This window comes from Vibrio chagasii, assembly GCF_024347355.1.
GTDB classification, from domain to species: domain Bacteria; phylum Pseudomonadota; class Gammaproteobacteria; order Enterobacterales; family Vibrionaceae; genus Vibrio; species Vibrio chagasii.
On sequence record NZ_AP025465.1, the window covers coordinates 1,577,719 to 1,590,408 of the forward strand.

Below are 12,690 nucleotides of genomic sequence, written 5' to 3' on the forward strand. Positions count from 1 at the left end.
TTACCAATCAAATATAAGAATGAATATCATGTCTGAGAGATCCCTTTTTACTCGTAAGCCTTTATCGATCGCAGTCGCTGTTATTTGTACTTCACTTTCGCCAAACCTATTAGCGCAAGAGGAAGTGAAGGATACAGATGAGCAAATGGTAGTTACCGCTACTCGTACAGAGATGGCGTTGAAACAAGCACCAGCTTCTATGTCTGTAATTACTGCTCAAGACATCGAAGATAGCCCAGGTATTACCTTGGCAGACATCGTTGCTGAATCAACGAGTGTTGAGTCTGACTTTGATAGCACGCGTGCTGGCCGTCAGATGATCTCTATTCGTGGTATGGATTCTGATTACACGCTTATCATGGTAAACGGTCGACGTTTAAGTTCAGCAAGTGCCATTATCCGTGGCAACGATTTCGATCTTTCTACAATTCCTACTGAATCTATCGAACGTGTGGAAATCATCCGTGGCCCAATGTCGGCACTATACGGCTCTGACGGTATGGGCGGTACCATCAACATTATTACTAAAGCCCCTGTCAATGAGTGGAGTTCGACATTAAGTATGGATACCTCGTCACCAATGGATGGTAATGGTGGGCAGGAGCAGTCTGTAGGTCTAACGACCTCTGGTGCTTTGATTGAAGATGAGTTGTTTGCTCGTTTCTCTATTAACCAAACGAGCCGTGATGCATGGCAGTCATATTCTGGTATTCACTCTTCGGGTCGTGATAGAGAAGATGTGACTGCACTAGAAGGCCGCGATACGTTAAGCCTATTAGGTACGTTAACTTGGCATGCAACTGATAATCAAACCATCGATTTAGACTTAGGTTACAGCGACGACCAACGTGATGGTTTGGCTGAATATGCTACAGGTGCAAATCCAATTGACAGTAAAGTTGTACGTAACAGCCAAGCGATAATACACAGCGGTTTTTGGAGCTGGGGTGATACACAAGTGCGTTACTCGCGTGAAAACGTAACTGATAGTGACGCAGCTGATTTAGGAAATAACTACAGCAGTGATGTTGAAGAATTGACGCAAATTGTAGAAGCTTCAGCAACAACCTATCTAGGTGATAGTCATACCGTTACGTTTGGTATGGATTACCAGTTAAGTGAGTTAACGAACAGAGAAAACCTAGTTAACGGGACATCCGAGGCTTACCAAGGTGCATTGTTTATTCAAGACCAATGGTTAATGACGGAGCAACTAACAGCAACAATCGGTGGTCGTCTAGATAAACACGAGCTATACGGTGAAGAATTTAGCCCGCGAGTGTACTTGGTTCACCAAACAACGAATGACTTAATCATCAAAGGTGGTGTTGGTAAAGCATTTAAGGCGCCATCTTTAACACAAAACCAAGCGGATTACACAGTGAACAGTTGTAAGGGTGTTTGTGATTTACATGGTAACGAAGACCTTAAGCCTGAAACCAGTTTGAACTACGAGATCGCTGCTATCTATAGCCAACCTCGTTGGAATGTCGAAGGTGCATTGTTCCGAAATGAAATCAATGACCTAATTGATCGTGATGATACCTATTGTGAGAACGGTGGAGTATTTGAAGCGGGTAAAGGGTGTGCAGATAGTTCAAGCTCAACAGGTTATGTAAACGGTAAACGTACTTACACTAATGTTTCAGAAGCAGTAGTCCAAGGTGCAGAGCTTACGGGTCAATTCCAAATCACCGACGAGTGGGGTATTTCTGGTAACTACTCTTTCCTAGACACAGAAGACAAATCAACGGGTGAAGAGCTGTTAGAGCGTTACAAGCATTCTGGTTTGGTTAAGCTAAACTGGAGCCCAACTTACGATCTAAACACCTTTATTAGCGCGCGCTACCGTGGCGAACGTAATATCGAAACGGATCTAACTCAAGATGCGTATACAACATTGAATATTGGTACGGTTTACAACGTGAATGATTCTGTTCGTATTCGTGCGGGTATCACTAACTTGACGGACGAAGCGGTATCTCAAGAGCTTGAGAATATGGGTTACGTCGAAGAACCACGTACTTACTACGTAGGTATGACGGCTGACTTCTAATCAATCACCGTTTGATCCGATAAGTTAATACACATGAAAAAGACCCCACATGACTTAACGTTGTGTGGGGTCTTTTTATTTTAGTGCTCGCAGTAGAGCGAACATAGGTTCCGAATTTACTCAGCTTTTCACACACGCAATGAGCGCATTACCTGAGTGCGTATCCCAAGGTAAAAGCTTCTCATAGTCATGCTCGAAAATGTGAACCTCAAAGTAGGGCTTCAAAATTTCGATTAACTCTTTAAATGAGAACGCAACCATTGGGTGTTCATCGTTCCATATCTGAGTCTCACCAGCAGTGGTTTTCTCGATGCTGAGCTTCAATGCTTGCTTGTCGCCTTCACCCGAGTAATACCAGCCTGAGCGGAAGGTAAAATCGTCCTGTTCTTGATTGGTAGTATGACGAACAAACAGAGCATTACTGATCTTATTTTTGTCGACCACATTGAAACAGAACACACCGCCTTGTTTTAGCGCTTTATGAACGCTGGCAATGCACTCTTTTAACTTCTCGATACCATCGTTGTAGTGGATCGAATATAAGAAACAAGTGATGAGGTCGAACGGTTCTGATACCTCGAAATTACTCATGTTCTGTACTGAAAAGTTGGCCTCAGGGCAGCGTATTTGAGCGATATCTAACATGGGCTGGTTTAGGTCAAGTCCATTGCTTTGATAGCCATAATCAATAAAGTGACGAACGTGTGGGCCAGTGCCACAACCAAGGTCTAGGTGAGTTCTTCCTTCATTTCCAAAAATCTGATGTAGCCTACGAACGCAGTGACTTTGCGCTTGGTAGTCAATATCAACACACATTAAATCATAGTAACCGGATAGGTCGGTATAGAGCGCGTTGGCGGACATGTTTGCCTGCAGCATTTGCTGAAAAAATTGGGGTGGCGCATAGTAAACTAGAACTTGAAAATAACAAGAAAATCTTTGATTGATTTATCGAGTTAATAAACCTTTATTGATGCGTAGCAATTCTTTCATTACTCACATTCTGCGCATTCACATTCCGTGTTGACCGACACTCTATTTTTACCATTCGATTTAGCCTGATAGAGGGCATCATCTGTTACACGAATCAAGTTATTGAGCGAGTTACTTGTTCGTATTATACAGCTGTCGGTGACACCGATACTGACACTTGTGCTAAATGATTTTCGGTTAAAACCGATGAATTGATGGCTTCGAAATTCTTCACAAATACGCTCACCGACAATTGTTGCCTGGGATTCTGCCGTGGACAATGCAGTGGCATGGTTTGTCTGAGACTTCGGAAAGAAGACAATAAATTCTTCACCACCCTAACGGCCAACAACACCATTTAGAGCTTTGACATGTTTCTTGATGATGGTTGCGAGTGTGCGAATGACGGTGTCACCGACGCTATGTCCAAATTGGTCGTTCACATTCTTGAAGTCGTCAATATCGAGTAGCAAGCAAGACATATTAGCTTGATTGTTAGTCGGTTTTTTTAGCCAGTCATAAACCGCCTGACGAGTTAATACCTGCGTAAGGTCATCGTGAAGTGCGCGATGAATTAACTCCTTTTCTAGTGCGACTTTACTAGTGACATCTTCTACCACCACTTGAATCGCTTTTTCACCTTCCCAGTAGATGATGTTGTCGTAAATATTGAAGTATTTTTTACTTCCATCAAGGCAACGGTTTTCGACCACTGAACTAAAACTCGGCGTGTGACCGGCCATAATATTCTGGCTACGCTTTAGAGCGTTGATACGATTGTCGGGTGGAATAATAGAGATGACCGAATTCATAGCAAGGACTTGCTCAATAGATTTAGCACCCTGCATTTCAACCCATGCCTGATTGACCATCAAAGGTTTGAAGTTTTGATGAATGAGCACACCTTGTTTCGAGCTTTTCAGTAGCGTCCGGTACATGTGGTCTTTTTCTTGGAGCTTACGCTCAGATGCGACAACTGCCGTAATATCGACAAGCATAACGCGGAGAGCTGGACGGTTGTTGAGCTTAATCATGTGCGCAAGGCTAAACAAAGAGAGTCGGCGTCCATTAATAGGGATATCTTTATAGACTTTACCTTTTTGTAGCTGACCTTTGATTGCAGAAACGTAGCGTTCACGCACTGTGCCATGGTAGCTATCGGGTATTAAGGCATAGACGAAATCGACATTCTTTAATAGCGATTCTCGGTCATCGTAACCAAATAGGGTCGCGATATTATCGTCGACATCAATGACCTGATGATCCTGGAGGGTAATGTAGCCTTGGGCAGAATCGAAGTTCTGGCAAGGTAAGGCTGTCGTTAAGTCTAGTTGGATACTCATATCGGTCTGATCAATTAATCTCTACCGCAAAAAGGTGCTTTGCATTAACTTGGGTATATCGCTGATAGACAGGGTAAATGCAGCGAGACTCTACATGCAAAGTATGATATTTATCATTTAACTACACTAGCGTAATTTTACTGAATGGAAAACGGATTAAAATTTTATTAAGGATAATTAAAGCGTTATGAAAATAAAAATTGATGATTTGTCAGGCGGAGAGGTTATTCGGCTATTAGAAGAGCATTTAGCTGACATGTATGCGACGTCGCCACCAGAAAGCGTTCATGCACTCGATCTTGATGCTTTGAGATCACCAGAGATTACTTTTTTCAGTGCATGGAAAGACAGTCAATTATTGGGTTGTGTTGCTATTAAAGAGTTGGATTCCCAACATGCCGAGCTTAAATCGATGCGAACCTCTCAGTTTGCTCGCAATACAGGAGTAGCGAGCAAACTCTTGCAGCATGTTTTAGACACGGCTTCAAACCGCCAATATCAAAGAATCAGCTTGGAAACGGGCTCTGAAGAGTATTTTAAGCCTGCACGTAATTTGTACGAGAAGTTTGGGTTTGGTTACTGCGAACCCTTCGCGGATTATGAACTAGACCCTTACAGCCAGTTCATGAGTATCGAATTACGCTAAATATGGTCTAGTAGAATTACACCGTATAAAGAGATTCCCTATCACGTTCAATGGTATGGAATCTCTGTTGTTGTTGTGAAAAGCAAAAAGGTTGCCTCGGGCAACCTTTTTCATAATTAATCAATAGATAATAAGGTGTTAGCGTGTTTCCAACTCTGTGAATATAGCCTCAGCGTCTACCACACCGCCAGAAATCGATAGAGTGTTGAAAGGCACTAAATCTGTCGGGCTAGAAGGCTTTTTAACAAGTAATTCTGGATAGACTTTTGATTCGTTCATTAATAGCGACTTCAGTTCTTTCACTGATAGGTCAGGATAGCGAGACCACACTAAAGCAGCGACACCTGAAACCACAGGTGCTGCCATGCTGGTACCACTTTTCGAACCGTAAGTGTTGCCTGGTGTAGTTGAAAGAATGCGATACCCAGGAGCAAATACATCAACAGATTTTTGTCCAAAGTTACTGAAGCTTGCCACTAAGCTTTGGTCTGCGTATTTTGCAGATGCACCTACATCTAACCATGTTGAGATAGGCTTTGAACGGTAGTGCTTAGCGTAGCGGTTTGGAAAGCTTGGTTTGATGTCGTTGTCGTTACGGCTATTACCCGCAGAGTGGACAATCAGGACCCCTTTACGAGCGGCATAGCGGAATGCATGGTCAACAATGTACTTGCGAGGTGAGTAGCTTTTTCCGAAACTCATGTTAATGATCTTTGCGCCATTATCGACGGCATAGCGCACCGCGTTGGCAATGTCTTTATCTCGCTCATCGCCATTTGGCACCATGCGTACCGCCATAATTTGTGCATGGTCTGCAACCCCATCGATACCGATAAAGTTTCCTCGTTCAGCAGCGATGATTCCCGCAACGTGAGTGCCGTGTGAGCCAACTGGCCCCTTTACATCGTTGTTACCGTAACCCTTTTCCCATGGGTTATTGATGTCATCTAACACGATGTCGCGACGAGTATCGAGCTCAAGATTTAAATGGAAGTCTAAAGAGTCTTGATAGCGGCTACGACGAGATTCCAAGTATTCAAATGAGTACCAAGATTCAAATAGGCTAAGTAGGCCTTGCGCCGCTGCAACGACGCTAGCGTTTTCGTTATCTAATAGCGTTTTTAATCCGTTCGTCGAAAAGTCTTTCTGATCAACGTATTGAAGAATCTCTTGTTTGTATTCGTTGGCTTGGTCAATCGCGGTAGTGACACGATTTAACGCATCTTGATCGTCTTTTAAAGAGGAGAGGTAGTCGGACTCAACGCCTTCATAGTACTTTCGTTTTTTGCGTGGAATCCAACGCCCATTTTCTTTCAGTTTCAGGTACTTCTTGTATTCCCGTGTGACTTCTAATGTATCTTGGTCAACGTTGATCCCTAAGGAGTTTCCGAGAAAGTTCCATCCGTGAATATCGTCGATGTAGCCATTGCCGTCATCATCAATACCGTTATCTGGGATCTCGCCTTTGTTCGTCCAAAGCTTGTTTTTCAGGTCTTCATGTTCCACATCAACGCCCGAATCAAGAACAGCCACGATCACTGGCTCTGGCTTAAGTGGTGGCATAAGGTAGTCATATACCACGTCAGAACCTACGCCTTGAAGCCTTGTGTAGCTCGCAGATAAATTGAACCAATCGCCGCGCTGTGAATCAGCAGAGCTCATCATTCTCATTGAGAACAAGGATGGTTGAATGGTTTGTTTAGAGTAATCTTCAACAATCGTACCTTTTACGTCTTGTATGAAAGGCGAATTGACGATATGTGGCGTAACACTCTCTTCTTTGACTGTTGTAGCGGTGGCGTGTGAAGAAGCGATGATAGCTAAAGCGAGAGTGGTAAGTCTGTATCCGTATTTCATCTGTGTAGCGTCCTTATAGTTATGCGGCTAAAACTGTTTTTAAACGCAATGCGTAAACACGCGTTTAGCCAGTTTAGTGAGCGGGAAATGCCCGTCCAAAAAGCAGTCAAAAGGTAATATGCAATTAGACTTCTATCATTCGCTTGGTCAATGAAATGGTATTGAGATCTCACTGTGATCGATTTTTAAGCTTTAAAGTTTGAGCTGAATTCTATTAATAAATTAAACATTTATAAAATACGCATTGGGGGTTAAACTTCTTAAAAATCAATTGATTAATTTGTTATTTAGCAGGCGGTAAGGTTTTCATTGAGCCAGTGGAAAGGAGGGGGTAAGGAGCTCGATCTTCTTATTGAAGGAACAGAACGAGCATCCTAAGTGTGTTTGTCAGTTCAACCTTAAGGTTGTTTTAGAAGGTTAGTCATTTGGATTAAATACAAAGTTAGCATCAATAGCAAAATGGTCGGATAAATGCCAACTTCCCCAAGTTTCTGAGTTTAGTCTTTGGTTGAGCTTCACCGTATTTGTGTTACTGATTGCTTGCCTATGCACTCTACTGACAAAAACGTAATCTAGATACTCGACATCATCACCACCCGAATATTTGTTCGCGGCGTATGGGTTGATGGTCGGATCAAAAGTTGCTCGGGTGTAGCCCCTGAACTCTGGCGGATCAACATCCAATGTCGCCAACATCAGAAGATATTCCATGAAGTCACTATTTTTGTCGATATTGAAGTCTCCGGCGTAGATAACCGCTTCATTGGAAGGGATGCCTTTAGTCAACATAAAGGTTCGCATTAGGCCGAGTTGTAGGCGTCTTAGACGCTTGGCTGAAGGTGTGTTGAAAGAGGCAAGGTGTGTATTGAAAATGTGGTATATCTCGCCATCCTTATTAATCTTGGTATATACAACGCCTTTATCCGCGTAGCAGTCAGTGCCTGTACAGTGTTCGAAAACGATACTATCGGTTTCGATGATTGGATGTCGGCTAAATGTCACCACACCGCCATCGTACAGTGCATTACTGTTACCACCAACAACCTCGGTTCTGTAAGGAAATTCATCCGCTAACTTGTTGAACAAAATTTCTCTATCGATCGAAAAAGCTTCTTGCAGGGCGAGTACATCAAACCCAGAAAGGCTATGGCTCATGATGCTTGCACGGTCTGCAATATTGGAAGACACAGAAGGAAGCAACCATAAATTGTATGATGCGACGTTGAGAATGTTTGGCTCATATTCAGTGTCATTGATCGTATGCTCAGACACCACAAATTCAACGTCGTCAAAACCCGATGTGTATACCGCTTTAACGCCGAACTCAGAGTGATATCCATCTTGATTATATCGATGAAGAATGTACGGGTTGTAGTCGGTCATCATGCCTTGACCTTTATACCCATAAGACAGCGTAGTACCTGAACTATGACCAACCAACTTAAGTTGAGCGACGGGTTCTTGCGGTTTGACTTCCCATGTTCCCTCATCAGTCAATCGTGATATTGTCAGAAAGTAATCATATGTAGCGCCATTCACAATTCCATAATATCGATTAAAATCAGCCACTTTAGCTTTTTGATAGGGCCAAATTACTAAGTCATTTCCTGTTAACCTGTATTGGTAACCATTACTGACAGGCGCACTGGAGTCTACTGAAAGGTTTATCAATATGGGTTTGTCAGTGCGGTTTATATAATAAAGCGATGTTGCGAGTGCTTGGCTCGCTATTGCCCAAAGTATCAGTGTTAAACATACCTTTTTAATCATGTTTCTTCCTTTGATTACATTCCTAAAATCGAAGTCAGAAAGTAGCCCTCATATGCATGTGGTTGCAATTTGATTGTGTTGGTTTTGTGTTGTGTAACGGATATGTGATCATATTGTAAAAATTATGAAAAGTTACACCATTTTATAGTAACTTATGATTATCCAACCTATTTCGAAGTACATTTAATGACGACTTATTTTGCTGGTTTCTCCCTCGGACTTTCGCTGATCCTTGCGATAGGTTCGCAAAATGCTTTTGTACTAAAGCAAGGCCTAAAGAACCAACATGTTTTGGTAATTTGTACGGTGTGTGCTGTCTCTGATGCATTGCTGATTAGTTTGGGCGTCACAGGCTTCGGGGCTGTTGTTAAGCAGTTTCCTCAAATCGAACAGATTGCTCGTTATGGTGGAGTAATGTTTTTGGGTGTGTATTCATTTTTAAGTTTCCGCTCTGCATTTACTGAAAATCATGCGCTAGAAGCAAGTGCTGAAACCAAAGACTCGTTAACCAAAGCGATAGCCATGTGCGTAGCGTTTACTTGGCTAAACCCACACGTCTATTTGGACACCTTGGTGTTATTAGGTTCCATTTCTACTCAATATCAACCTAATCAGTTGTTATTTGGATCTGGAGCGGTATCGGCTTCTTTTGTGTTCTTCTTTTCTCTTGGCTTTGGTGCGCGTTTCTTGGCTCCGATGTTTAAGAACCCGCGAGCCTGGAAGGTATTGGAACTTGTTGTGGGTGTAATAATGGCATCTATAGTAATTTCTTTAATCGTTTAAGTGGCTGCATTTCTTAATTTTTAGAAAAATAGAATTAGACTTCGTCTTTTGTTGATGACGCTCGTCTTAGGGATGTAAATACAAATTAATGACCTGATACGGAGTCAACAATGATTAAACTGATTAACTTTAAAAACTGCCCATTTTTTCAACGTGTAATGGGGGCTCTAGTTATGAAAAAAGTGCCGTTTGAAATCGAATACATTGAGCTTAACAACAAGCCACTGTGGTTTTTGGATATTTCCCCAAATGGACAAGTGCCTGTGCTAGTGACGGAAGATGACACCGTATTATTTGAATCTGATGCGATTGTTGAATACCTTGACGATAAATACGCGCCTATTGAAGAAGTAACGGCCGAGCAAAAAGCACTGGATCGAGCTTGGTCTTATCAAGCGAGCAAACATTACATGCCACAATGCGGAACGATGGGCAGTAAAGACAAAGATACGTTTGATACGCGCTTGGCAAACCTTCAAAAAGCGTTTCTTAAAGCTGAAAATAAATTAGGCGATACTCAATTCTTTAAAGGTAATTACATTTCAAATGTCGATATTGCTTGGCTGCCACTATTACACCGTGCATCGGTGATAAAAGAACGTTCAGGTTTTGATATGTTAGAAGGTTTTCCTAAAGTGCAAGCATGGCAGAGCGCTTTGATTAAGTCGGGCTTAACGGAGAAAACGGTACCTCAAGATTTTGTAGAAAAGTTTAGTGGCTTCTATTTAACGAATACCTATTTGGCAAGCCTTGCTGAAGCTCATTAATATTACATTCACTATTTTAAATATACTTTAATGGTACCTCGCTCTGAAAGGTTTGAAAGGATAAATTAAAGCTCACTCTATTAATCAATAGCGTGAGCTTTTTTGTTTTCCAAAAAGGGGAGTATTAAGTAATAGCTAGAATATACCAACCACTCTATATGATTGATTGTTCTATAACTGACTGTTTTATAGCTATTTATTTAATGCTGATACTGCGATTCTTACTCATCTTTATGCTTTTGCTCTATTTTGTCTCATAAATAAGACTCTATAAAATTTATGAACTATTCGCTTGGTGAATGAAAGTTGTCGTGATAATTTCCCAATCACTCCGCAAATGAACAGTGTTTTATTGTTTGTTAGGAGTCGCTTGAATAATTTATTTAAACAGTATCGCAACCGTTGGAATAGTGTCGGAAACCTATTAATAGTTGATGAACGGTACTGTGGAACAAACTAAAAAGGGTATTTTCATGCTTAAATCAACATTTCTATTAGGCCTAGTTGGCTTGGTTTCACTTCCTACATTTGCTGCTGGTATTGAGGGTGGTCCATACATTGGTGCTGGCCTTGGTGTATATCAAGATTCAGACACGGACGGTGGCGCTAATTTAGATTCTGACGGCATGGGTTACAACCTTTACGGCGGTTATCACTTCAACCGTATTGTCGGTATCGAACTAGGCTACACGGACTACGCTGATTATGAGTTATTTGGTCAAAAGAAGCTTTCACCAACGTCTCTCTCAGTAGCTGCGAATGTTGGTTACACTTTCGATAACTCAATCCGTCCATTTGTACTAGCGGGTTTAAGCTACGTAGATTTGAACTCAAGCAACAGTGCTTTCTATGGTGATGACTCCGGCGCAGGCTTCCACTTCGGTGTTGGTGTTGAATACACGCCAGTAGAGAACCTAACACTTCGTCTGATCTCACAAGCTGATGCCGTGAACGTTGAAAACTTCGCTTATATTAACGGTAATAAAGTACGTCTAAGCAGCCGAGATGTAGCATTTAGCACAGTAACACTGGGTGCTTCTTACAATTTCTGACGCATGTTGAGACCTGAAATTGTTTATAGTTGATACGAAAGCCGCTCTGATTATGAGCGGCTTTTTTGTAGCTATAGCCTATGACGCGTTCATGCGTAAAATTAGTTGCTTTTCACAAGCTTATAAAAGGGAATTGTATGAGCGATTTTGGTAGATTATAGGTATTACCGACTTCCAGTGAGCAGCAATGAAGATTCTTCACACGTCCGATTGGCACCTTGGCCAAAACTTCTACAATAAAAGCCGTAAGAATGAACATGAACGTTTCTTACAATGGTTACTTGAGCAAGTTACTGAACATGACATCGATGCGATCATCGTTGCTGGTGACATTTTCGATACCAGTACGCCACCAAGTTACGCTCGTGAGATGTATAACAAGTTTGTTGTCGATTCGAACATGATCGGCTGCCAATTGGTACTGCTAGGCGGAAACCACGATTCCGTTTCGGTCCTGAAAGAGACCCAACAGCTGCTCAAATACATGGGCGCTGACGTCATCCCAAATACCAACGAAGAACATGCGACTCAGGTTGTTGAACTCAAGGGTAAAGCCGGTGATGTAGAAGCGCTTGTGTGTGCCATTCCGTTTATTCGTCCTCGCGATGTGCTGACCAGTCAAGCCGGTGTAACTGGTGTTGAGCGTCAAAAACAGCTTGGCGATGCAATCAAGCAGCACTACCAAAGTGTTTATGAAGCAGCGGTCGCTAAGCGCTCTACCTATGAAAACCATGAGCACATGCCAATCATCGCTACGGGACACCTTACTGCAATGGGCGTTCAACAGTCAGATTCTGTACGTGATATTTACGTTGGTAACCTAGATGGCTTTGCTGCGGACGGTTTCCCTGATGCCGACTACATTGCTCTTGGTCATATTCACCGCCCACAAGTAGTGGCTAAACGTGAATACATTCGTTATTCCGGCTCTCCAATCCCACTTAGCTTTGATGAGCTTAAATCTCAAAAGCAGGTGTGCGTGGTTGAGTTTTCTGAAGGCGAACGAACCATTTCTCAATTGGTTGTCCCGACATTCCAACCGCTTGCTGAAATCAAAGGCGATTTGAGCGAGATAGAGTCTCAACTGAACCAATACATTGGTTTGGATGGTGAACAAAGTGTTTGGTTGTCGATAGAGGTGCAGGCTCAAGATTACCTATCTGATCTACAAGAGCGTATGCGTGCATTGACTGAAGGCTTGAACGTGGAAGTATTGCAACTGCGCCGCGCAAGAGAGCGTCGTAACCAAGCGTTGGAGCAAGAATCAGCAGAAACCCTGTCTGAACTTAGCCCAATGGATGTGTTTACCAAGCGTATTGCCTTAGAAGAGTTCGAAACTGAGTCTGAAAAAGCACGCTTAGAACGAATGACGGTGAAGTTTAAGCAGGTCATGGTCGAAGTGTCTGAAAGCGCTCAAGCAACAAACAAAGTAGAAGAGTAACGA

General features: G+C 42.4%; 9 protein-coding genes and 1 pseudogene. 6 read left to right on the forward strand and 4 right to left on the reverse strand.

The genetic code is table 11. The annotated features are described in order from the left end of the window. The first annotated feature begins 28 nt into the window (after positions 1-28). Positions 29-2,056, forward strand: coding sequence for a TonB-dependent receptor domain-containing protein (locus OCV52_RS07275; RefSeq protein WP_137408896.1), 2,028 nt, complete (start codon positions 29-31; stop codon positions 2,054-2,056). A gap of 120 nt (positions 2,057-2,176) precedes the next feature. Here OCV52_RS07275 and OCV52_RS07280 read toward each other — a convergent pair whose 3' ends face one another. Both OCV52_RS07280 and OCV52_RS07285 read right to left on the reverse strand, forming a co-directional pair. After that, on the reverse strand, positions 2,177-2,920 hold the full coding sequence (locus tag OCV52_RS07280) for a class I SAM-dependent DNA methyltransferase (protein WP_137408897.1): 744 nt from the start codon (positions 2,918-2,920) through the stop codon (positions 2,177-2,179). A gap of 128 nt (positions 2,921-3,048) precedes the next feature. Continuing rightward, positions 3,049-4,371, reverse strand: a pseudogene (locus OCV52_RS07285) (sensor domain-containing diguanylate cyclase). A gap of 187 nt (positions 4,372-4,558) precedes the next feature. On the opposite strand from OCV52_RS07285, the gene OCV52_RS07290 reads away from it, so the two are divergent. Continuing rightward, positions 4,559-5,017: a GNAT family N-acetyltransferase gene (locus OCV52_RS07290; RefSeq protein WP_137408898.1), complete on the forward strand. Its 459-nt coding sequence runs from the start codon at positions 4,559-4,561 to the stop codon at positions 5,015-5,017. 138 nt (positions 5,018-5,155) lie between these two features. Here OCV52_RS07290 and OCV52_RS07295 read toward each other — a convergent pair whose 3' ends face one another. Together OCV52_RS07295 and OCV52_RS07300 are read right to left on the reverse strand one after the other, a co-directional pair. After that, positions 5,156-6,874, reverse strand: a complete 1,719-nt coding sequence (locus tag OCV52_RS07295) for a S8 family peptidase (protein WP_137408899.1) — start codon at positions 6,872-6,874, stop codon at positions 5,156-5,158. A gap of 417 nt (positions 6,875-7,291) precedes the next feature. After that, a complete protein-coding gene (locus tag OCV52_RS07300; protein ID WP_137408900.1) occupies positions 7,292-8,644 on the reverse strand; it encodes a sphingomyelin phosphodiesterase in 1,353 nt (450 codons plus the stop codon). A 186-nt stretch (positions 8,645-8,830) separates the two neighbouring features. On the opposite strand from OCV52_RS07300, the gene OCV52_RS07305 reads away from it, so the two are divergent. The 4 genes from OCV52_RS07305 (at position 8,831) to sbcD (ending at position 12,687) form a co-directional block, all read left to right on the forward strand. Next, positions 8,831-9,427: a LysE/ArgO family amino acid transporter gene (locus tag OCV52_RS07305; protein ID WP_137408901.1), complete on the forward strand. Its 597-nt coding sequence runs from the start codon at positions 8,831-8,833 to the stop codon at positions 9,425-9,427. Positions 9,428-9,537: 110 nt separating this feature from the next. Further along, on the forward strand, positions 9,538-10,194 hold the full coding sequence (locus OCV52_RS07310) for a glutathione S-transferase family protein (protein ID WP_137408902.1): 657 nt from the start codon (positions 9,538-9,540) through the stop codon (positions 10,192-10,194). 473 nt (positions 10,195-10,667) lie between these two features. After that, complete coding sequence (locus OCV52_RS07315; protein WP_137408903.1) at positions 10,668-11,246, forward strand: porin family protein; 579 nt, start codon at positions 10,668-10,670, stop codon at positions 11,244-11,246. 187 nt (positions 11,247-11,433) lie between these two features. Further along, entirely contained in the window at positions 11,434-12,687 is a 1,254-nt protein-coding gene (gene sbcD, locus OCV52_RS07320) for an exonuclease subunit SbcD (protein WP_137408904.1), read from the forward strand. Positions 12,688-12,690: the final 3 nt, after the last annotated feature.

Excerpts from the sequence above, each read along its gene's own strand:
- OCV52_RS07275 (WP_137408896.1), top strand. The coding sequence starts at position 29 with ATGTCTGAGAGATCCCTTTTTACTCGTAAGCCTTTATCGATCGCAGTC.
- OCV52_RS07280 (WP_137408897.1), bottom strand. The coding sequence starts at position 2,920 with ATGTCCGCCAACGCGCTCTATACCGACCTATCCGGTTACTATGATTTA.
- OCV52_RS07290 (WP_137408898.1), top strand. The coding sequence starts at position 4,559 with ATGAAAATAAAAATTGATGATTTGTCAGGCGGAGAGGTTATTCGGCTA.
- OCV52_RS07295 (WP_137408899.1), bottom strand. The coding sequence starts at position 6,874 with ATGAAATACGGATACAGACTTACCACTCTCGCTTTAGCTATCATCGCT.
- OCV52_RS07300 (WP_137408900.1), bottom strand. The coding sequence starts at position 8,644 with ATGATTAAAAAGGTATGTTTAACACTGATACTTTGGGCAATAGCGAGC.
- OCV52_RS07305 (WP_137408901.1), top strand. The coding sequence starts at position 8,831 with ATGACGACTTATTTTGCTGGTTTCTCCCTCGGACTTTCGCTGATCCTT.
- OCV52_RS07310 (WP_137408902.1), top strand. The coding sequence starts at position 9,538 with ATGATTAAACTGATTAACTTTAAAAACTGCCCATTTTTTCAACGTGTA.
- OCV52_RS07315 (WP_137408903.1), top strand. The coding sequence starts at position 10,668 with ATGCTTAAATCAACATTTCTATTAGGCCTAGTTGGCTTGGTTTCACTT.
- sbcD (WP_137408904.1), top strand. The coding sequence starts at position 11,434 with ATGAAGATTCTTCACACGTCCGATTGGCACCTTGGCCAAAACTTCTAC.